At 56.6% G+C, this 21,481-nt stretch carries 15 protein-coding genes; 5 read left to right on the forward strand and 10 right to left on the reverse strand.

Annotation, left to right across the window (positions count from 1 at the left end; translation table 11 throughout):
- Window positions 1-76: 76 nt before the first annotated feature.
- The 3 genes from AB3X08_RS20755 to AB3X08_RS20765 all read right to left on the reverse strand — a co-directional run bounded on the left by AB3X08_RS20755 (window position 77) and on the right by AB3X08_RS20765 (window position 4,718).
- Complete coding sequence (locus AB3X08_RS20755) at window positions 77-397, reverse strand: hypothetical protein (protein ID WP_369934841.1); 321 nt, start codon at window positions 395-397, stop codon at window positions 77-79.
- A 1,307-nt stretch (window positions 398-1,704) separates the two neighbouring features.
- Window positions 1,705-3,513: an ATP-binding protein gene (locus tag AB3X08_RS20760; protein ID WP_369934843.1), complete on the reverse strand. Its 1,809-nt coding sequence runs from the start codon at window positions 3,511-3,513 to the stop codon at window positions 1,705-1,707.
- A complete protein-coding gene (locus AB3X08_RS20765) occupies window positions 3,510-4,718 on the reverse strand; it encodes a hypothetical protein (RefSeq protein WP_369934844.1) in 1,209 nt (402 codons plus the stop codon). The genes AB3X08_RS20760 and AB3X08_RS20765 overlap by 4 nt, the downstream gene beginning before the upstream one ends.
- A gap of 554 nt (window positions 4,719-5,272) precedes the next feature.
- On the opposite strand from AB3X08_RS20765, the gene AB3X08_RS20770 reads away from it, so the two are divergent.
- Complete coding sequence (locus AB3X08_RS20770; protein ID WP_369934845.1) at window positions 5,273-6,787, forward strand: MASE1 domain-containing protein; 1,515 nt, start codon at window positions 5,273-5,275, stop codon at window positions 6,785-6,787.
- On the opposite strand, the gene AB3X08_RS20775 is transcribed toward AB3X08_RS20770, so the two are convergent.
- From AB3X08_RS20775 to AB3X08_RS20795, 5 genes are all read right to left on the reverse strand, one after another.
- Window positions 6,771-7,202 carry a hypothetical protein gene (locus AB3X08_RS20775; RefSeq protein WP_369934847.1) on the reverse strand — a complete coding sequence of 144 codons (432 nt, stop codon included), beginning with the start codon at window positions 7,200-7,202 and terminating at the stop codon, window positions 6,771-6,773. The genes AB3X08_RS20770 and AB3X08_RS20775 overlap by 17 nt on opposite strands.
- 169 nt (window positions 7,203-7,371) lie before the next feature.
- The gene (locus tag AB3X08_RS20780; protein ID WP_369934849.1) at window positions 7,372-7,707 is read right to left on the reverse strand and encodes a hypothetical protein; all 336 of its coding nucleotides are present in this window, start codon (window positions 7,705-7,707) and stop codon (window positions 7,372-7,374) included.
- 406 nt (window positions 7,708-8,113) lie between these two features.
- Window positions 8,114-8,935: a hypothetical protein gene (locus tag AB3X08_RS20785; protein WP_369934851.1), complete on the reverse strand. Its 822-nt coding sequence runs from the start codon at window positions 8,933-8,935 to the stop codon at window positions 8,114-8,116.
- 12 nt (window positions 8,936-8,947) lie between these two features.
- A complete protein-coding gene (locus AB3X08_RS20790) occupies window positions 8,948-12,838 on the reverse strand; it encodes an RHS repeat domain-containing protein (RefSeq protein WP_369934853.1) in 3,891 nt (1,296 codons plus the stop codon).
- 25 nt (window positions 12,839-12,863) lie between these two features.
- Window positions 12,864-15,521, reverse strand: a complete 2,658-nt coding sequence (locus AB3X08_RS20795; RefSeq protein WP_369934855.1) for a sugar-binding protein — start codon at window positions 15,519-15,521, stop codon at window positions 12,864-12,866.
- 594 nt (window positions 15,522-16,115) lie between these two features.
- Between AB3X08_RS20795 and AB3X08_RS20800 the strand changes: the two genes are divergently transcribed.
- Together AB3X08_RS20800 and AB3X08_RS20805 are read left to right on the forward strand one after the other, a co-directional pair.
- Entirely contained in the window at window positions 16,116-16,886 is a 771-nt protein-coding gene (locus AB3X08_RS20800; protein ID WP_369934856.1) for a hypothetical protein, read from the forward strand.
- 563 nt (window positions 16,887-17,449) lie between these two features.
- Complete coding sequence (locus AB3X08_RS20805) at window positions 17,450-17,758, forward strand: helix-turn-helix domain-containing protein (protein WP_369934858.1); 309 nt, start codon at window positions 17,450-17,452, stop codon at window positions 17,756-17,758.
- Between the two features lie 742 nt (window positions 17,759-18,500).
- On the opposite strand, the gene AB3X08_RS20810 is transcribed toward AB3X08_RS20805, so the two are convergent.
- On the reverse strand, window positions 18,501-18,794 hold the full coding sequence (locus AB3X08_RS20810; RefSeq protein ID WP_369934860.1) for a hypothetical protein: 294 nt from the start codon (window positions 18,792-18,794) through the stop codon (window positions 18,501-18,503).
- A 91-nt stretch (window positions 18,795-18,885) separates the two neighbouring features.
- Window positions 18,886-19,290, reverse strand: a complete 405-nt coding sequence (locus tag AB3X08_RS20815) for an H-NS histone family protein (RefSeq protein ID WP_369934862.1) — start codon at window positions 19,288-19,290, stop codon at window positions 18,886-18,888.
- A 449-nt stretch (window positions 19,291-19,739) separates the two neighbouring features.
- Between AB3X08_RS20815 and AB3X08_RS20820 the strand changes: the two genes are divergently transcribed.
- A complete protein-coding gene (locus AB3X08_RS20820) occupies window positions 19,740-20,501 on the forward strand; it encodes a hypothetical protein (RefSeq protein ID WP_369934864.1) in 762 nt (253 codons plus the stop codon).
- On the forward strand, window positions 20,498-21,217 hold the full coding sequence (locus AB3X08_RS20825; protein ID WP_369934866.1) for a DUF6602 domain-containing protein: 720 nt from the start codon (window positions 20,498-20,500) through the stop codon (window positions 21,215-21,217). Before AB3X08_RS20820 ends, AB3X08_RS20825 begins: the two co-directional genes overlap by 4 nt.
- Window positions 21,218-21,481: the final 264 nt, after the last annotated feature.

Genomic DNA, 21,481 nt, shown 5'->3' on the forward strand with positions numbered 1-21,481 from the left:
GGCTACTAAAGGGTCAAGGAACACCTCCAATCGAAATGCGGGGTACGGACAGCTCCTGACGGCGGTGTCCGCCGCTCTAGAGCTGGGATGTGCCTAGTTGTTCAGTATCGGGGCGGATATGCTGTGCCGAGCGGCGCTGTTGAATCAGCCATTCACAGGCTTCCTGGGTTAGTGCGAAAAGGCCCTGGCGCCCAGGAAGGGCGAAGAGCGAGACCTCAACCGCGTCTAGGTAGCGCGCTTTTTGGAACGCCGCAGCCGTGCGAAAGCCCAGAAACTGTCGCAACACCTCTCCCCCCAGCACTGGGCCGTAGCGACTGATCTGATCTGCAATCCAGGTGGATTCGTCGAAGCCTGGCGGGTCGGTGAAGCTAGACATCATGATTTCCTGCGAGTTCACATGCTTTCCTGCCAGCTTGTCTCTTAACATCTTCGCTGCCAAGCATTAGAAACCCCCTGGTTCTCAACGTGCCCAGACCTTCTCGTAGTCCTCTCGCCAGCCTTCAAAGCAAAGTGTGGATTCGCCGCCTCCGCATCCAACACAGTCAAGATCCTCATCGTGGTGCTGATTCCGCGAACTGGACGTCCCTAGAGCGTGCGCTTCTAGACCAGCATCCTGTTGCCCGGGCCTGCCAGGCGTTCATGGACCGCCAACAGACACTGATTGGACTCGCAGGCAAGGGCACGAGCCCTAAGGGAACACGCAGGGTCCCCGCGGCTGCGCTTAACGAAACTCAGCTGACAGATGCCATCCTCTTAGGTCTGACCCCGTGCAAACGACTGCCTTCCGGGCCTTCGTCCAAAGATGAACCGGAAAAGAGCCAACAGGAATACTTAGAATTTCAAGTCGACCTGGTTGAGTGTGGAGAGCGGCTTTGCCCCGGATCAAGCGAGTGGGAAAAGAACCACTTGCTCTGGGCTCTCGCACAGCCGTTCCTGCCCACTCTTGATGTGATCAGGGAAGAGCTCGCACGGCTTAAGTGGTCACTCCGACTATCCACACCGTCGCCTCACCAGCGCGAGGCGATGACCAATGAGCGAGCCTTCTATCCAGCCAATGAGGCAGAGGCTCGATACTCCAGATCACTAGCCCCGCTGTCGGGATGCATTGATGTGCAAGCGCTTAGCTTGCTTGCGGGATTGGTCGCTGAGAGCCACATAGTTGACGATGAGAAACTGCTCAACATACATAAAGATCATTTTATGAGGGCGGTTGAACTCTTACTTCAGCACAAATGGATGGCGGACATACGCAAACCTTTTGAGCGTCTGATCAGCAGTCGATTTCTTCTTTGTTCCTGGGAATCTCCTGCCGTTCAGCATCGCACATCTATCCATGCTCCATTTGTCTCTATCGACGAATGGGAGCGGCAAACCGGCATCTCAGGCTTGCGCGGTCATGATTGGTAATGCTCGGCCTAGATCAGGGACCTCGGAACCCTAAATTCCCGCGCTACTTCCGGACAATAGACAGCGGCCGAAACGACAGTGATTGGGCTATCTCACCCGGGAACGCTCCGAGATTCTCCGGGGCGATCAGCGAGTTACTCAATTCCCGACATCCGCACCAACGATAGGCGTCTTCTTCCGCGCGAGGTTTCGGTCATGCGGAACTTCGCTGAGTTGATCGCGTAAGCGGCACTATCCGCTGCGGCGACCGGAGTGACGCAGCGGTCTTGACCGGATTGGCCGGGCACTGTTCGATCGTCATTTTTCTTCCTCTCGAGGGCTCGCCCAGAGGTGTTCCAGGTCGACGTCTTCACTGGCCGGTTGCCGGTTACTGGGCAAACGATCGATCTGGATCACCATCGGCAATTCGAACGCCGTGCCCGTCACCACGCAACAGCCCTGGGGCAAGCCGGGGATCAAGCTGCGCGAAATCGAGTCGAGCGTGGAGATCGTGTTGTCGATCAGATAAAGGTCGCGATCGTTGACGAGACGATGAATGAAGAAGTTGTGCACTTGCGACACGATGGTCGGCGAAATGTCGGCTGGACGCTGGCTGGCAATGGTGATGAACATGCCGAACTTTCGCCCTTCCTTGATGATCTCCTCGAACTGCTCAAGCCGGTAGTCCTTCCAAGTTTCGCTTTCACGCGCGGACTGCTCGGACAGGATGTTGTGCGCCTCGTCGACGATCAGGTGGATGGTGCGGTCGGGCGGGTTGGCAACCGCCGCCTTGTGCCCGTTGTAGTAGTGCTTGGCAAACAGTAACGGCAGGACCTTCTTGATCTCGTTGTTGCAACGTCGCATCGAGATCACAGTGAGCAAGCGCTCGGCTGGCGGCGCATTCGAGATCACCAGGACCTTTCGCAGACTGGCCAAAGAGGACTCAACACGCTTCAGCAGAGGTTGGATGTGTTCGAACTGCACGTAACCGGCATTCAGATCGGAAATCAGCTGGAGATTGACCCGCAGCACGAGTTGGTCAAATTCGTCCAGGCCGTGGCTGTCAAGCGTCTCGACTGTCGGCGCCATGTGCGCCGCATACTGGGAACCATCGGGATCAAAGAAGGCCGTACGATCAGCAGAAACGCGATAGCCGTATCGACCGTTCCGGTACAAAGTCACTTGACTGAGCAGGTCAAGCACCGCCTGGTTGCCCATGCGCTTGGCGACTGTACGCATCAGATCGAGCGTCGCGGGCTTCACCTCGCCCACACAGAAGGACTCCTCAAACTTCGCCTTGGCGTAGTTGCCGAGCGACACAGGATCCATGCCATACCGCAACTTTCCGGAAATGACGCGATTGAGGAAAGGCCGCTGGGTGTTGGGGGTCGCCTGGAACAGCAGCGACATCGTCTCCGGTTCCCAGAACTCCTGGGGCGACAGAGGAAAACGCGCTGCCGTTTCGGCCGGGTCGGGCTGGCTGAGTGTGCTCAGCTGGTAGACCGTTTTATGCTCGCCCGACGTCAGCTGTTCCCCAACATACTCGCCGTTGAAGTCAAGAATGACGAATCGGCTCTTTCCGGTAATGAGGGGCAGCTTCTGATCAAAGAGGGCGGTATAGAGTTTGGCGAGCGTGTTGGACTTCCCGCTGCCGGTGTTGCCGAAGATGCCGATGTGGCCATTGAACAGCCGCTTCCAGGGCAATCCGACCGGGATGTCTTCCTTGAGCATGCGCCCCATCCTGAATGCCCCATCCGACTGGCGGTCGAAGATGGAACGGATGCGCTCTTCTGGCATCAGGTATGCCCCATCCTGGATCATCGGCAGGTACTTGATGCCTTGCGTGAATCCGGTGCTGTCGAAAAATCCGATCGGGCGGACCTCTACTTTGCGCACAAACGTCGGCCTTCCGCTCGCGGACTCGACCCGGCTTTCGTCGAGGAACTCGCCTTCGACCATGCAGATGATGTCGCGAAATCCACGCCGGATCGCGAGGTACTCCCGGATGGAGACACCCTTGTATTTTTCGCCGCCATAGAAGAGCGTTTCCTTGCTCGATTGGTCGTCGATTTTCAACACCACCTTTGTGCCATGCACGGCAATGACTTCTCCCACGCGAATGCTCATGTCAGCCCGGCATTTGCTTGGTCGGTGGCCGCAGCCGCAGCCGCGGCGCTGGCGACCGGCGTTGGCGTTGGCGTTGGCGTTGCAGCCTCGGGCCAGGCCAGCACGTCCTTGTTGAATGCAGCGAAGTCCATCACGCCGTTGTCGAGGGCCAAGCACTTGACGTTTCGGTGGCCTTTAAACTTGTCTTCCATGGCCTGATGGCCCTGTTGATTGAAACAGCAGACGAACACCTGCAGACCCGGATTGGACAGGGATCGCATCACCAGGTTGAGGATGTGCTCGTCGGCGAACGAAAACCCGAACGTGATGAGCACCGCGTTCGGCTTCTCGAGCTCGTAGCTGAGCAGCCTCAGCATCTGGTAGTAGTGTTCCTCGTAGACGGTTTCGTGGAATTTCCATTTCGTCGGATTGACGATGGGCATCTGTTCGTACCTGGCCCAGAACGCCTCCAGCGCTTCATTACTGAAGTCGGTCCCAGGCAGATCGGCGAGCATCTTCTCAGGATCTCCCAGGACGGCGGAAAATGGCGCCAGCATCTCGAGCGCAGCCGCGTCGAGCAGATCTTCACGAGCCGATAGGTCATACCCGACCAGAATCGCGGTATCCGACTTGCTCCAGTACACCGAGCCGTGCAGATGGATCAGGTTGATCTGCGGAATACTGCTCAGGTAGCGACCGAATACGCCAGCCTGGCACAGGTAGGCGCCGAAATTCCTCGCCTGCAACGTCCGCTGCGTGAAGCCCCGCGCACCATCGTTCAACACGAAGTCGATCTTCCCTTCTTTGATCAGCGCGTCGGCCACGAGCGGGAAGCAGCCGTCGTAGTTAGTCGTGAACACATTGCAGCGACGGTCGAGCGCCTTCCGGCGCTTCACCATCTCAAGCGCCGTCGTCAGAAACGCGCGGTAGTTCTGGATGACCGTGGCACCTGCCGCCGTGGACTGAGCGCTTTCCAAGCTGAGCTGCTCTGCAGGACGGATACAGTCCGCGTAGTAGTGCATGAACAGCGGGACCAGTCGTCGATCTTTGTCACGATCGAACTGGGTGGCAAGCTCTTCGAGCGTGAAGCGGGTATCTCCGACGCCGGTCTTCAGTTGCAACTGCAAGGTCGGCAACACGCCGAACGATGCGCCTGCACCGAACAGAAAATTGATGTCCTTATCGTAGATGTCGCCTATTGAAATCATCGTCGTCCCCTGCCCCATCCCTTGATCCCTGGATGATCACACCTGTCTGACCCGCCGCTGGACATCATTCATCCGCGACCCCGGCAACATACACCGCGACATTGCCTCCAGGCCAAACAAGCCCTCTCGATCGTTGCGCCCATTGCCCGTTCTGTAAAGCACTCGATTGCCACAGCAGCCATGTAGGGGCGTCCCCCGCTGGATTCTGAGCCGCTGGGGAGCATAGGAGCAAGGGAAATCGATCGATTTTCAACAATGGCCGCCGGAAGTGACATTGGTGCAGTTGGCGCCATGCGCTGTTGTCCGAGCGTGCGAGCGCCGGTCTGCCGCAAAGCCGCATCAGTCGCGACAGCATCAAGACCACGTCTTGCGACGGAGACAGAATGCATATTCAAAGCCCTGACGGTTTCTATTGCTAGCGCCTTGTCGAGAAACTATTTCTGCAACGGCTAAGTGGTGGATCTCGATTTGCTACCACTGCACACAGCTAAACTGCCGCCAGTGTCACCAACTGTCTACCTCTGCATCCGATCCGACTTGTACAGTGGATCTGACGAGCCAGGGACGGTCGAATGACGGCTGTGAAAGACATCGCCAAGGGAGCATTGCTGAGCGCTAGCTACTGCGCAGCCTTCCTCGTCGCATGGCGCTTTTCCGTAGACCAATGGTATCTGCCGGCGGGGCTGCGGGTGGCGACGCTGCTGTTCCTACCGTACCGGCTCTGGCCATGCCTGCTGGCAGGCGATGCAGCCGCCTTGCTGATGATCCGCGTGCCGATGGCGCAGGAGCAGGGCGCCAATCCGTTGTGGGCTTATCTGAGCCCCTTCCTACTGATGCCCAGCGTCGCGCTGATGGTGCATACCGCGCGGCGCCACCTGCCGCGGTTGCTGGATCAGGAATACCTGCTGCTGCCTGTCTCGCTGGTGCTGGCGCTGTGGAGCACGCTGTGCAATATGGCGTTGAACGCTCTGTTCAAAGGCTACACCGCCCTCACACCGCTGGAGGCTTTGACACGCTACTGGCTTGGCGACTATCTCGGCATGCTGATGTTCGCACTGCCGGCCGTGCTGTGGCTTAGGCGCAAGGATCACGAGGCGGCTCCTCCCCGCCTACTCAGAGACGGCATCCTCGGCATGAGCGTGGTCGCGGCCCTGTTTCTGGTGACGGGTCTGATCCAAGACCGTCTCTCGCACCAGCTGCTGATGTTCTTGATGATCCTTCCCTCGGTAGTGCTAACGCTGCTACACGGGTGGCGGGGCGCGGCCATCGGGATCGTCTTGGCCAACGTCGCAATAGCCATCATGCTGCCCGATGCGATGACGATGGCCGCCTATCACGCCGACGCGTTTCGGGTGCAGGTGCTGCTTGCCGCAGCCGCCACGGGACTCTTCGTGTTCGGCTCGCGCCTCTCCATTGCCTTCGAACGCGCAAGGCGCCTCGGACACGCCCGCGAGGAAGCGCTGCAATTCGCGCAGGCCAGCTACCTGCAGGCCGAGCGCGCCCTACGGCAACGCGTGGTCGAATACACCGACATCAATGTGCACGTCAACAAGCTGCGCAAGGACATCGTGGCCTACCTGCGATCCAGGGGCCAGCATGCTGCGGCGATGGAAATGACGCGCACCGGGCTGATCCAGGCAAGGTTGCTCGACGAATATGTCACCGCCCTCTATCCCCTGGGCATCGAGACACAGGGCCTGTACGACATCCTGCAATCGGTTGCGTGCAGCAACCTGTGCAATACCGAGTTCCAGTGCCGCCTCCAGGGCAATCCCAAGCACTTGTCGCTCGGCCTGCAGCTTGTCGCTTATCGTTGCGTGCTCAACGTGGTCGAGACCCTGCCGCCCGCCCGCAGGCACTTGCTACGGGCCAGGGTATGGCGGGTAGGATCCAGGCAGGGAATCGCCATCAACATGATCGCGGATGCATCCTTGCTCGATCCCGTGCGGCGCGGCAATCCTGATGCGGACTGGGAACTCGCGGCCCGGCTCAAAACGCATGGCGGCACCTGCCGGCGCCGCCATGCCTACAGCCTCAGTTTTCTCGTGTCCGAATCGGTCGGCGAGGGAATCAGTCTGCGGCCCTGATTTCCCAGCCGTTGCCAATACTGCCCGGGACCACGCGCACGACGAGACCCGACGTCTGGTACACCACCGCCCCCTTGGCGCTGGCCGCCTTCGCCGGCAAGGTCACGCGCGCCACATCCGCGCCCATGGGCAGCACCCACACTGTGTCGCTGATCCTGCCCACGGCGGCCCGTACGGTCCCCGCCGCATCATTGATCTGCAGGTAGGTCACGCCGTCGCGCTCAAACTCGTAGATGCGCCATGCCGGATCCAGCGCCAGGTTCCGGGCCTTCGGCAAGCTTTCGCCGAGGCCTGCGGCCGCCGCGGGTGATCCGTGGCCGCCATCCGGGCAGCACGCGTGCGCCACGCTCGCGCTAGCCAGCAGTACACCGGCCAACGTGATATGGACCAGCGCGCCCGTCTTCTTCATTTTCATGACTCGTCCTTGTCCCCGTCGGGGGGAGCTTCGCCTGCGTTTCAGGCCAGCCCAAGGTACGTGGTCTGGAATGGGCAACGGTTGACAAGTCCCCAGGCGTGAAGCGGTGGACTAGTGCAGAGTGACCCCTGTGCAAATCGTTGGCGATGCAGAAGGAAGCCGGCCTGTCTCAGGGCTGCTTTGGGGAATCGACGAAGACCACGGGCGTTCCGGCGGCGGACCCGATCGGCAACTGCTGCTGGACACCCGGCGTCACGATGAGCGCCGTCAGCACCTCGTCCTGCAGCGAATTGATCTGCACGTACTTCACGCCGTCCTGCGTGAAGGTATAGACCTTGAAGTGCGGCGAGAGACTGACGTTCTTCGCGCCTGCAGGGACGCGTTCGCCAAGTCCCTGGACAACGTGCCCGACCGGAGGCGGCGGCTCCGCCCCAGTGACACATGAGCTCGCGATCGCTGCAGATAGCATAGCGGCGCGCAAAAGGTAGCGAGGGGTGCGGTCCATGTCCAATCTCCTTGAGGTTCGCATTTGCGGCACCGCCAAGCTACTCCCCGATAGACTCCACCAGCAAGCACCACCCTAGCCACCGCGTCTACGAAACTGGACAAAAAAGGGGGCTCGGTGCCGGCTCAATGCGCAGCCGACTGGCGAAGCGTGATGACCCGATATCGGCTTATGAGCAGAGGAAAGTGTTCATTTGCCGCTTTCGACCACTATCGACCACTGTCGACCAGGAGCTTAGAGGCCGCGAGCTTCAGCCGTAAGTGGGTTTTGCGGCCTACCACCATTTGGCAACCCAGTCGAAATGATCAGAGCTAGCTGTCTAGCTAGAAGTTTGCGGCGCAGCACGCGAACCGGCGGATGATCTTCAAGTGCTGTTGAACGCGAGCGGCGCGCCAACGCTAGACAGCTAGGCGCCAGAATTTGCGCCGGTGCAGGGCCAAAGACTCACACCTCTAAGCTTGGCCTGACTGATCACTGCCGCAACCTTAGCGTTAACGATAATTTTGTTAAAAGCCTGATGGTCGGATCCAAAATAATCTACGCTTCTACTTACTGGGGAGGTAGGAGCAATCAGAGGCTCAGGAAAAAACCCGCGCTTGATGACCGCATGCTTCTTCCTTCCGCATTGCCCACACTTCTTGGCGGATACCTCTCCAATCGCTAACGGCACCTGCTCAGTCGCCAGAAGCTGCACCACATCGTGGAGTACTCGCCCCTTCGTATCCAGGACCTCTCTAGATTTGAGGTGCAAGGGCGCAAATATCGACTCCCACACATCCGACTTTACAAAGAACTCATCAAAAACCCAATTAAGCTGCATCATTGAATTTTTTCCCCATTTTGGGTCTTTGCGCATTACAAACGGCGCTTTCTGCGTTAAGCCAGTACCGCATTGAGGACAAAACTCTTTGGTCTCATAGGTACGCTCTCGATAGCCAAAATTTGCCTCTGGCTGCGGATAGCCATGCATGAACTCCGGCGTAAGTACACAATAGGGAGCGCTGGATATCTCTTCCGCAGTGAACTCTGTTGTCACAAAGTCGCTTGCGTCCCACTGCATCACCAATGCATGAACTTTTGGCCAATCAGCATTTGTTTCGGAAATTTTCCCTATAGCACTGCTTCCGCCGCCTGGAATAGGTCCGATCTTAATTTTTAGATCTAGACCATCTAAAGTCTTTTCCCGCTCTGCGGTCAAGACAAAATTATAGCGATGACATATTTTCATATGCTCATTCTATCAAAGTCCTAAAGCTTCGCGTATAGCCGGATAGTTTGCATAAATTCTCCTCGCAGCATTCATCACATCTTGACGGGTAGCATTTGCAGTTCCTTGTCCAGTGGGGATCGCTGCACGCCAAGCAGCCGAGAAAGCTTTGTGCTCGTCCCGGGTAACCACAACAGAAAGCATATCACCCTTGTTCTGACCAAGCAGACTCGCGAAACGCTTCTCAATTAAATGATGCACGTGGGTCCCAGAACCCACGCCCACGGCCTTCCTTAAGGCGTTGTAGCTTCCTAAACCGAATTCACCCGCACGGGTCAGGTTCCCGAAACCCTTCGTTGCATTCCCTACTCTGAACACTAGTAGGAAACCAGCCACCTTTGCGCCTCCCGCCATAGTACCTCCGGCAGGCGAATTCATCAGAGGTGCAATGATCGATTCCGCAACAGCATCAACATCCGTGAGGCTACCCTGCCCGGTGAACCAGTTTCGCTCAGTGAAGGCCTCAGTAAATGCATCAAAAGTGGAGTCGTTTGACTCGGGCGCTGGTGCTGCTGCATTTGGATTGTGAATAGGAACTCCGGACTCCGTGTACTGGGTAACCTGTACGTTTGATCCAGCAAACCCCTTACCATCGCACATGTGCGATCCGGTTACTTCAGCGCAGTTACCCGACGGGTCAGAGAACCGGAATGGATTGTTATTTGCGTACAAATATCGATTGAATGCAACACCATCGGTGTTACTGGCCGCGAGAGGATCTACGGAAATGAACCTAGCCAATTTTGGATCATAGAGGCGCTGCCCCATGTACACCAAGCCAGTATCAGAGTCACTTATATGGCCCGTGAACCCCGGCACTCCCGGCTGAATCGGGTTATCGGACTCACCATAAGGTGTCCAGAAATAATGTTCCAATACTGTTCCGGAGGCATCTGAAGTCCCAGCTAAGCTGCCAAGTGCATCATGGTGCATGTACTTCAGACTGGTCGCCGAAGAGCCAGTATTCCTGATTGCGATCAGCTGATCACCGAGATAGATGTAATCAGACTCATTGCCACCTTCCTTCGAATTAATCAGCTGGCCTGATGCTAAATAGTGCCAGGTGGAAGTATCGCCCGCCGCGGTCTCAGCGGAAGCGCGATATCCGGCAGCATCGTAAAGGTAGCGCTGAACATTCCCAGCCGCGCGCAGCCGGCCTCCCACGTCGAATAGGAACGGGTGGCCGTCTCGGTTAATCATGTTTCCGCTTACGTCGTACGCAAATGCCGATACGCCGCTACCATTCTGGTCGCGAACAAGCTCAAGACGATTATTATCGTCGTATATAAAGTTGCTCTCGCGCTTTCCCGGCAACCTGGAATATACGATATTGTCGAGCGTGTCATACGCAAATGAATAGTTACTGCTTCCTCCATATGCCTGCGCACTTGCCTGCACGAGCCGATTCAGCGGATCATAATCAAGCGTAATATTTCCTGAAACCCCACGCACGCCATCTTCAATCTTGGATATATTCCCTGCCGCGTCATAGCTGTAAGTCAACGAGACCGCCGAGCCTTCTTTAATCTCGCTGACCAAGTTGCGCGCGTTCGCCTGCGCATGTCTGACGATGCCATTTCCATAGGTCAGGGTGGTAATCATTCCCGCCGGCGAATACGAGATGTTGCCGGCCAATAATGAACCAGAGCCATCTTCAAGGCGAACGGCTTCACCCATAGCGTTGAGCGTCTGCCTTACCTCATACCCATTGGGGTAGCGGGTTCGAACAATTTCGCCAAGCGTGTTGTAGCCAAATTCTACGATCCGAGGCGCCTGGGCACCAACAGACCTCTGCTCGCTTTCTATCACTCGCAGCGAATTGTAACTGCGAGTAGTTACGACCGGAACACGATTCTGGTTATAAGTCGTCGTCGAAGCAATCAGGCCGTCGGGTGCGTAATCTAGGATCTGATCTCCAAGTCCGTCGCCATGCTCTAGTGTACGCAGGCGATTCATCACATCGTAGGTGCGTACGATGCGACGTTCCGAGGTTTGTGCTTCCGCGTAATTGCAATTGTCAGGGTTCGGAAGATCGAGACCTTGCACCGACCATTTGATATTTCCTGCCGCGTCATACGCGAACACCGTAGACCCGGTTTCCGGTTCGATGACCTTGCACAACCTAAGGTTTTCGTCATAGACATAGCGGCGTGTCAACGTTGGCGCAGGGTTTGATGGTGTCCCCGGCCCGGTGGGAGCGGCCTTCGCCGTAGCACTGGCGCGGGCAAGAACGTCTCCGCCGGCCGTGAGAGCAAATTCGGTGACCCCCACTTGGATTCCAACTTCCGAAGTGCCGTTCCGACCGCTAGCGACCAATGTTCCTGCCACGCTGCGCACCACTTGCGCGCGTGAATCGTTCGCCGACCACGTCAGACGAACATTGCAACTCTGCGCACCGATGGCCAACGTACAGATAGCGGGCTCTACCGAGAGAGTCCCACTCGGACCCGGCGGCACAACGAATGATCCGGAACCGCCAATCTCGTTGTTAGGTCCACCAACAGGGGAAATGCCGTGTATATGGATGGCTTTGCCGGCCCGCTCCCGCCGCAGTTCGTTCGTCATCTGCAAGGAGAACCGATGACTGCCGCCGGCCATGCAGGCGGTAGCGACCCCAGCTTCGCTTGGCTGATTTGCGGTGCCACTCAATGCGAAGGTACCTGAACCCGCGGGGCCGCCTACGTACACGTGGAGTTCGATCGGGACATCCATCCGCGTAGAACATGCCCAGCCGTTAATCTGTCCGCTATCGGTGACCCCGTCGATGTTGCCAATAACGGTGGACGACGGTCCGTTGACCGTTATCTGGATGTCTGGGGTCGCATCGCCAAACCACTCTACCCCTTCCTCAAGCATGCGCCACTGAAAACTATAGACGCCAGGCAATGTCGGTGCCACGACATTGAACTCAAAAAGCGCGCCGATTTGCGGTGCGATTTGATCCCTCACCGCGACTCGCTGCACGCCCCACCGGTTATTGTTATCGGGGTTCCAAGATCCGAGCGTATAACCCGTCGAGGTCGACCATGTTGTGTTTCCGGTGTTTCGGAATCGCAGCTTGACTGGATAGGTCCGGCCAGCCTCCATGGTTCGTGGTACGTCTTGCTCATATGGAAGCGCATTGTTGAACTTCCCGGCAACAACGATCGTTTGGTTACCGCTCGTGCTGCCGAACAACGAACCGTTTCGATTCATCTGCCATTGCAGCAAATACTCCCCGATCGCCTGCGGTGCCGTCGCAGTGAACGTAAACCTAGCCGTACTGCCAGGTGCCACGTCATAAGGCACTGCAATCTCACCAATTCCGAAATGAGCAGAGCTATAGCCCGATGCCTGTCCGAGTCGGTAGCCGTCTCCCGCGCGCCAGGTGGTGTTTCCTGTATTACGGAATGTAACAGCACCAGCATATGAAACACCACGGTCCATCGCCCCAGGAAGTTCCATGGAGACGTATTCGGCTCCATCAAAGGGAACTGGCGGCGCTGCCACAGTGATGGTAACCACTTGGGAACTCAGCTGGCGATAAACTTCGTCGCCATTGACGTTCCGAATGGCGGTCGCCTTCAGTACATATTCGTATGTTCCAGCAGAGATCCCATTTTCTGAGTATGTTCCTGTAGGAAGAGTGGAAATCGTAACGTTGTTGCGGAGCAAGCGTATATCGGATAAATATTCAGCTTTAGGCCCCGTGCCGATGACGCCGCTCTTGATCTGGAATTGGTACGTAGCCGGCGCAGTATAACTGGTCTGAGTCGGACCCGTTAATTCAATCCACGCTTCAGCTTTTGCCTCACCACCTAATAATGTAAGGATGAGGAGTGCGATAAAAATGCACAACTTGATTGAATAGGTTTTCAGGTTCACTTGCGTCTTCCTTGACTGCCTTGAATCAATTGGAGGATTGCGCAACTTCTGTTGGTAACCCAAACAGGTTTCGCTTCACCGTGACTTTGCTGCCATCGGCACGAATGATCTGCGCTGGCTTTTGGTAGTCCGGCGCGTCATAGCCTTCAAAGCGGGTGATGCTCTGGTAACCGCGTGGATCGGTTGCAACTACAGTGGCGTTCGTCGTATAGGATTGCGTGCTGACCAACAGACCCTGCTCACTGTCTTGTCCGGACGAAATCTTGCGGCCGAGCGCATCATATTCCAGCCACATACCAGAAGCCGCATTACTGCTGCTAGACGGATAGGAATTGAACGAAACCCGACCTTGGGTGTCAAACGCCTTGCGTACAAACCTCTGGGTTCCGACAGGATCACTGTTGTCGTACTCGCGAGTTAGAACTGGCTGCCAAAGTGCATCGTGGTAGGTCTCTTGGCGTAGGTTCCCCCGAATGGTGTCGGTGCGCCAGTGTCCACCCGGCAGCCCATACTCCTCCGCGTTCGTTTGACTAAAGTTTATGACAGTCTTCTGCCATTGGTTATCGTCAATCGGAGGCTGCACTTCATGCACTCGACCCATAGAGTCATACGAATAGCCAGTGATCAAGCCCAGTTCATCGGTAGTGGACGTAATCCATCCGTTGTCATCAACAGTCATGCGATTGGTAGTGCCATCCGGATTTGTGACCAACCTTGGCACGCCCCTGTACCAATTCTCTATCCGCGTTTCCCTGGCCAAGCCATCGCGCACTCGCGCGATATTACCGTCAGCTGCATAGTCCACCTCTTGCTGCAACTTGCCAGCACGCCAGACGGCGATGGGCTTCGCCAGTGCGTCGTAACTGTATTGGTATGTTATTTTTCCGGTGCTGGGCTCAGTGACCTTAAGGATCTGATCTACCACCCAGGGCGTGGCGCTGTTGTGGTAATCGCGCTGCTCCGAGCGCGTTCCAGATGGGCCCGTCCGAGATATACTCGTGGCTCGTGCGTAGCGATCGAAACCAGAGAAGCTTGAACGATAGGTGTCACCGTCTTGATAGATTGTACTTTCGCTCAACGCACTCAGCGTCCCGTCAAGTAGCTGACCTCCCATAATTGCAAGAGAACGGCCAATGCGCTTAGGGAAGGGACCGTCATCAGATCCAAAGACATAGGTCCACTGTTCGTCTCGCATGACCTGCCTGCTCGAGTTCAGGACCTGCCTCTGCAACAGTTTGCGCTCATCGAGCCTGGGATCAACGCTAAAACGTTCGCGAACTTCAACGCCGTCCGGCTGCAGGCGACTGACCCAGCGTCCACGCGCAGTATCACCTGCTGGCCGCGCGTCATAGGCCCAGCTAGTCACCATAGTAGACAGCCCTGGTCCGGTAATCGTCCGTCGTTTCAGTGACCACATGTCGTAGTAGGGTGGTTGTGGCCCCTCGCAAGCTTCGGGGTTTCGTATGAACAGAGTCATCTCGAAATCGAATACGCCCTTGGCCCCGGTCGGTGCATTGACGACCATCTGGGTTGGCGGACGCGCAGAACCGACCGCATTGGAGCACACCCCACTATCCTCTGCGTTTCGGTATGGCGCACGTGACTGCAGACGGCCAGAATGGCTATAAGCCCAAGAAGAACCATCTGGCAATGTGACTTTGGCTAATCCGGCGTCGTTGCTATTTGTAGCCTCGGCATAGGCATAGTTCCACACGCGACCATTCGCACTTACCGTCTTAACCCTTCCCTGTCCATCGTATGTCAAAGTGATCAGGCGTCCGTCACTAGCTTCGATGCTATTGAGGCGATAACCGGTATAGCTATAAGTAACCCAGTTTCCAAATCGGTCTTCAATGCGTGATGCAAGTAGATATACGCGTTTGCGATTGACGATACGAGATGCAGCGCCATCGCTGTACTTAGCAACAGCGTAAGGTTTCTCTACGCCCCAGTCGAAGAAATATTTTTTCCCATCGGGCGTGTATCCGATAAAGCCTTCGCCGGGATAGCCGTTGCGGGTTGAAGATAAACACGTAAAACGCGCTTTAGAAGTCGTAATCCACTTAGGATCCTCAAGCCCAGGAGCACTCGCGTAGTTTAAATCATCTGGGACCAAGAGCTGTTCACTCGCACCCTTGACCCATTTCACATCAATACCGAAGCCTATGTTGTCGTAACCATGGCCATCAATAACAAGTGGTGCAGTATTGGCAGTGCATCGTTGTGTCGTTAATGCTCCACCCGTGCTTGTGACCCATCCTGTCGCATTGGTCCAGACACCGGACAGGTGGGGAACTTCAATTTCCCAGTCGTCAAACAGTGTGAGGCCAGTGGCTTCGCTTCCATTGATTGCTCGATTAACTGATTCCACACCAAAGCGACGTGCCACGCTCACCGGCAGATCGAAATTGCCGGGCAATGAGACATCTTCCACGTAGAAGTCGGTACTGCCGTCGAAGCTTGATGTACGATCACCAAAAACCGCGTCGGCTGAAATAGCGGTCAGGCCTTGTGCCGACTTCACTCGCTTTTCATACTCTTGATAATCAAAGAGGCCGTCCTGCGCAAATACCCTTATAGGAGCAATTGCAAGCAGGAGCGCTAAAATTGATGTCCTTCGAAGGCGCCCACGGGCGCTAGGTAGACCCGAAGCAGACAAACCTTTCCTATCGGAGATATCCATATCTTCCCTGCAGTTAGCGGTTGGACGCACTCAACGCGTTCAGCAATAGTACATCTACAGTGGCGGCGCCTGTCAAGAGCTTATCTCAACGAAGGCACTCGATCCGCCGAACGTGCTGCTCCGCTTGCTCCTTGCACTCCGGCTCTGGGCCAGACAACTCGAACTACGCCGCCGGACTGATGAAGTGAAGCACATTAGTCTTTGATCTGCAGACGTGTGCCTGCCGGCCAGCTGATCAGCAATCGCATGGTCGCCGAAGGCGTATCGCGCATGCGACTACTCGACAGTTCGCCTCCATGAGCTGCCTTGAACTGAGACCAACACTGCAGCTGAGCCACCAGCCAGGTTCACCTCATCCCGAGCGCCCACTGGAACTTCTGACCGGCACGATGGCCCCGGTATGGATACGCCTTGAAGCGAGGCTATGTACGAAGGTCTCTTCCGATGGATTCAGTGGGTATAACTTGGCGTGATCGCGGGCCAAGATAAAGGCAGTTGCTTATCTTCGATCAGCGCGAAAATTTCGCCGCTACAAAGACCCTTAAGTTCGCAAGGAATTGGCCGTTATATTATAAATATTTCAGGAATCTCAGCATGCATATATTCCTTATACTGATTTTGATTGGATCGCTGATTTGGGGGTGGATCACCATGGTCCCGTACCTGCTCGGCAATGACTGGCCGCTAACCGTCGCGGTTCCGTTCGTGGCTCTCATAGATGTCTTCTGGGGCGTGTCGACGATCTACTTGATCGACCTCCTCAATTCTCATTACAGAAAGAACAATGAATTCCTCAGAAAATTTTATCAGGAACTCCATTCGGATCTGTTTTCGCTCCTGGCCTTTGCAGCAATTCTCATCATAATTTTCACCTTGGCCAAGCCTACCTACTCGCTCTCCAACATTGACATCGCTTGCCTGGGAATACCGTTGTTCATCTATGCGATCGACTCCCTAGCTAGAGCAAAAGATCCTGCGGGAATTCTCAAGCTAAGTATCGCGCGACGCTTGTTCCTCATGACACCCCCAGCAGCATTGCTTCTTACATCTAGCTGGTCGCTGATACACATCTATTCGGGTGATGTCCCTGCTGGGGCCTCTCTCTGGATCCAGTTCTGCATTTTCTTTGCAGGCTTCGCTTCCTATGTTTCCTCCAAGCAGGTGCGTTATTTCATGATGCATCGCAAGCTTGGAATTTCTCCTACGATCCAGCGGCTCTTTAAAAAATTGAGAGGCGGAAAGCCGGGGATTTATGACCAAACGGCAGCTATGGCAGAGCACTTTCAGCGTGAGATGAGGGCGGCCACATCGAAGGCAGCATCCGAGCGCCGTAGAACCTCCAAGAAGAAACAGCCAAGGAGGTAGATCATCTATCGTTAACTAAATGGCTGCACTCAAGGCATCCGCAGCGTCGCCAATAGCAAATAATTTGAAACATCGCTTCTCGCTGTGTATGCATACGTTATAGAGAGAAGGGTCTTAAGGCCATGCCTTTCAACGTCTTTGGATAGGCCAAACAAAAGCAATAGATTGCAGTCGCTCTATCCACGCCGACTCAACGGCAAGCTGGCCTTGACCGCGATGCAGGCAATGGAGAACCAGGGATTTGGAGCATCGGCAGATCAAAGGCGTTGAAAGGCATGGGCCTTAAGGCCCATCGGTGCTGATCGCCAGTGGGCAGCCAATAGCCTGTCACAGCTCCGCTTAGCTGCCAGGTGCGAATTTAGAAGCGGCTGGGGACCCAGGCATGCGGTTTGAGATGGGCAATTCTTTGTTCCATGATCCGACAATGCACCTAGAGAGACCGTTCCCGATGCTCGCCTTCACCCGAACATCGTTGGCGGCGCGAGGGTTCGCCCATGTGGCTAATGCGCGCAAATGCGCGCGTAACGCCTGTTTCTTCTCGCAATGAGCGTTTTTGCGCACATATGAGCAAACTGCCCGTACAGACGCCTACTGAGATCGTCGAGGACCTGGGGCGGCGGATCCGAGCACGCCGCCTGGACGCCAACCTCACCCAAGCGTATCTGGCTGACAAAGCGGCCATTTCTCGGCGGGCCCTGGTTCAACTGGAGGCCGGGGGTGGATCAACGCTGCACACCCTGGCCAGCGTCCTGAAGGCCCTAGGCCTGGAGGAAGAGCTCACCCATCTGGTTCCCGCGCCGACGGTGAGTCCCATGGCAATGCTCCGTCTAGCTCGTCGCCAGAGGAAGCGGGCCAGCTCGCAGCCGGACTAGCGTCCTAACGATCAGGCCGCTTCCTTCGGGGCGACAATGGCGCTGCCCCGCTCAGAGGCGCGCCTGCCTACCGGTACTCACCCTGGTTGCGCAGGTGGGTGATCAGCCTCCACAGCTCCCTGAGTTCAAGTCCATCGATGCTCCCACCTGGTGGGCGCTGCCGAGCAACTGCGATCTCAGCTGATCGCGCGGCGGCACAATACGGCTTCGCCCCAGGCCCCAGTCCAACTGGGGCTTCCCAGCTGTGGGCTAGAACATCCAGGTAGTCACCGATTCAGGAGCGAAGAGTTCAAACGTCCCGGCACTGCTGCTTGCCCGGACTGCAAGCTGGCGGCTTCGTCGTTGATCAAGGGCAGTGGTTGGCCCGCCGCGGAGCCGATCGGCAGACGGGACTCGGCGCCCGGGGAAAACGCTACTGCTGACCAGATGGGCGCGCAAGCGCCAGCCCCAGGGCCGCTCAAAGCGGCTACGAGGATAGACAGATGTCTTCCGGCCGCCGGCCTTCCCGAGCCGCCCCTGCCTGTTCCAGGAACCTCAAGGGCAAAAAGCAAAGGCCTCGCATGCGAGGCCTTTGATCGTCGGCGCTTGAGTGGAGGTTCTAGCCCCCGTCCCCCAACCATGGTGGGTGAAGTGGCCTGGACGACGGAGACAGATTGCCATCGTTGACATGGGAGATCGATCAGCCAGCTGCCCATTGCGGCGTCAGAGAACTCCGCACGCCAGCAGCACTTCTACCAACGAGTCAAACTCTTTTCTTTACAGCCACAAAAAGCAAAGCGACAGTAATGACCACAAAAGCCATCATCACGTAACTAGAAAAATCAAGAACTCGCACAACCCTCGATGCGCACTGCTCAGATGAGCACAAAGCAGGAACGCCTCGAGCAGCCAGCCTCACCAGAACAACACCAAAAATCATGCCCATGGCTAGAAATATAGAAGGAACGATCGCGCGCCCTTTCCGCCAAGCCATGAAAAACCAACCCAAAGAAATGGCTAACGATAAAAAATAGGTGACCAAAAAAGTAGCGTTCATTCATTCCCTGTAGCAATGCCCACGGCCCCGCCAAGCCCACAGATGTCTCATGAGCTTGCGCTCTACTGAGGTCCTGCAAAGGGGACAGCGCCTAGCCCGGATACTTCGGGAACTTCTCGTCCGGGTGATTGGCCTTCCAATGCTTGTAGGCAGCGGTGCCCTCCCACGCCGTGAAGGCACGCGGGGGACGACCCCGGCCGCTCCATGTCTCATGCGTATGCGGCAGCCAATACTTGGGGGCGACTTCCTTCCTGGCCTGGGTGGGAGCGGCCTTGCGGCCACGGCCCGGGCTGTTGGCGCCAATGGCCACCGCCAGTTCGGCCTTCTGCTTCGGAGTGAAGTACTCGCCGTATAGGCTCAGCAGGCCCGCGATTTCCGCGACAGCCGCGGCGGCCTGTTCTTGGCGGAGCGCCGCTTCCCGCTCTTCCAGCTTACGGAGTTCCTCTACAATCTTGGCCTTGGCAGAAAAAATCGACTCCAGAGTTTTCTTACTCATTAAGCTAATCGCCTGTTAGGAAGATGGGTCTTATCCCGGAGGCCAAGAGTTTATCGGAATTGCGCCGGCGCAGCGTCTTCGTCGTACAACACCAAATCCATTCAATCCACTTTGGGGCTACCTTCTCAAACGGCGCCAGGCATCGAACTGCACGTCGTAAAGCTGCCGGCCGCAATTCGAATATATCGTTGGCCAAGAAATATTCTTCAATTAGTTTGACGGCGTCATCGCCGTGACTGTCGGCTCAGTCAATCTGACCGGCATCACGCCGAACGCGATGTCTTCCAGAAGAGTGCCTCCGCCAAGCGCACCCAAATGAGATGTGTTTCCGCTGATCGTTTCACCACCAACGGCGCGGAGCACGCATTGGGAGGATCGGCCATGGGAGCAGATGGATCGGGTCGATGTGTGGGGCCGTACAATGAGGGAACACGATACGGAGATCGGACTTGACTGGCGACCAGTACCTGAATGCAATTCTCGCGCGGGAGGCCGTCGATACCTCCTTCTTTTCCCCCGCATTGTTAGCGAAGGCAACGCTGACGCCGGTGATCAATGCCTGGGGCGCTCACTTCATACAGTCTGTATCCCCAAGCGGATCCTTCGCGAAGGGCACGGCGAACGCGAGCGGCACCGACGTGGATATCTTCATCTCCTTGCTTCCGTCCACTCCCAATAGCCTCAGGGAAATCTACCTGACGCTCTTCAGGGCTCTGACAAATGTAGGCTACACCGTCCGTAAGCAAGACGTGTCCCTGGGCATCCGCGTGGGTCTGATTGATGTGGATCTCATCCCCGGGAAGCAGCAAACGCCGCTCACTACGGACCATAGTCTCTATCGCAGCCGGGCGGATACATGGACCAAGACCAACGTTCAAACTCACATTGACGTAGTTCGTGCGGCCGGCAAGCAGGCTGAGACGAGAATCATCAAGCTCTGGCGAGATCAGAATAGGCTGGACTTCCCATCGGTCTACCTCGAGCTCGTGGTGATCAGGGCCCTGCAGCTGAACTTTTCCGGGAGCCTGGCCGAGCGCGTTCGGGCCGTTCTGCACTTCTTGGCCAACAATTTCGCGTCTGCTCGAATCATTGATCCTGCCAATGGAAGCAACGTGATCTCAGACGACCTTACGCTCGCAGACAAGCTTGCGATCGAGCGCACAGCGCAATTCGCACTTGCGCAGCAAACATGGGGCAGCATCGTCCAATGACACAGCCATCGCTTCCCAATCTTCTGGATCACCTGCACGAGCAGGTGGAGGCGGAACTGAGAACTGCCCGCTCGGCGTTGCACCACCCCACCGACAAGGGTGATGCCAGTGAGCAGGTCTGGATCAACCTGCTGAGCAGCTACTTGCCCAAGCGCTACGTGGTGAGCAAGGCGCACGTGGTAGATAGCGAAGGGAACTTCAGCCAGCAGATCGATGTGGTCATACACGATCGCCAATACTCCCCATTGGTATTCAGCTACCAAGGAGTGCATTACGTCCCTGCGGAAAGTGTCTATGCGGTCTTCGAGGCCAAACAAGAGACCAACGCAGAAACTATGAGCTATGCGCAGAGCAAGGCGGAGAGTGTAAGGAGGCTGACCAGGACCAGCATGCCAGTGCCTACGGTCGACGGCCCCAAGCCGGCCAAGGAGCCGGGCCGTATCCTGGCCGGCCTGCTCTCATTGAGTTGCCCCTGGAAGCCTCCGCTGGGAGAGACCTTGGCCCACCATGTTCATGCCAGAGGTGGGGATGCACAGCTCGATATGGGCTGCATCGCAGATGCCGGAACATTCTTCATGAGCAATGAGGGCGCGCTGGAAGGCCAGCCTGGATCGCGCGCAGCAACTCGCTTCCTGCTCGAGCTGATGGCTAGGTTGCAGGAGCTCGGGACAGTTCCGATGCTTGATATCCGCAGCTACGCCAGGCATATCCCGTAGGTCTGGCGCGAGGGCAGCTTGACCCTGTGGGCCGGTGAGTGAAGCGCTGGCCCAGCTGCTCCACGCCAGCAGGTGTGCTATCTGCGCATCGCTCTTCTGGGGTCCCTTTCCCGGGCGATGAACGCCCCGCCATCATGCATGCCTGCGTATTGGTTGCCCTCCACGTGCTCTGGCCAAAGCTGTCCAGGAAGACCTACAAAGTCCAGGGGGGAGATCAACTTCGTCGATGGGTCCAACGTACGCCGAAACGTATCGTGTAATCCC

This window comes from Xanthomonas sp. DAR 34887, assembly GCF_041245805.1.
GTDB classification, from domain to species: Bacteria; Pseudomonadota; Gammaproteobacteria; order Xanthomonadales; family Xanthomonadaceae; genus Xanthomonas_A; species Xanthomonas_A tesorieronis.

Bases quoted from the DNA above. Each gene is read 5' to 3' on its own strand.
- AB3X08_RS20760 (WP_369934843.1), bottom strand. From the start codon at position 3,513: ATGAGCATTCGCGTGGGAGAAGTCATTGCCGTGCATGGCACAAAGGTG.
- AB3X08_RS20765 (WP_369934844.1), bottom strand. From the start codon at position 4,718: ATGGGGCAGGGGACGACGATGATTTCAATAGGCGACATCTACGATAAG.
- AB3X08_RS20770 (WP_369934845.1), top strand. From the start codon at position 5,273: ATGACGGCTGTGAAAGACATCGCCAAGGGAGCATTGCTGAGCGCTAGC.
- AB3X08_RS20775 (WP_369934847.1), bottom strand. From the start codon at position 7,202: ATGAAAATGAAGAAGACGGGCGCGCTGGTCCATATCACGTTGGCCGGT.
- AB3X08_RS20780 (WP_369934849.1), bottom strand. From the start codon at position 7,707: ATGGACCGCACCCCTCGCTACCTTTTGCGCGCCGCTATGCTATCTGCA.
- AB3X08_RS20785 (WP_369934851.1), bottom strand. From the start codon at position 8,935: ATGAAAATATGTCATCGCTATAATTTTGTCTTGACCGCAGAGCGGGAA.
- AB3X08_RS20795 (WP_369934855.1), bottom strand. From the start codon at position 15,521: ATGGATATCTCCGATAGGAAAGGTTTGTCTGCTTCGGGTCTACCTAGC.
- AB3X08_RS20800 (WP_369934856.1), top strand. From the start codon at position 16,116: ATGCATATATTCCTTATACTGATTTTGATTGGATCGCTGATTTGGGGG.
- AB3X08_RS20805 (WP_369934858.1), top strand. From the start codon at position 17,450: ATGAGCAAACTGCCCGTACAGACGCCTACTGAGATCGTCGAGGACCTG.
- AB3X08_RS20810 (WP_369934860.1), bottom strand. From the start codon at position 18,794: ATGAACGCTACTTTTTTGGTCACCTATTTTTTATCGTTAGCCATTTCT.
- AB3X08_RS20815 (WP_369934862.1), bottom strand. From the start codon at position 19,290: ATGAGTAAGAAAACTCTGGAGTCGATTTTTTCTGCCAAGGCCAAGATT.
- AB3X08_RS20825 (WP_369934866.1), top strand. From the start codon at position 20,498: ATGACACAGCCATCGCTTCCCAATCTTCTGGATCACCTGCACGAGCAG.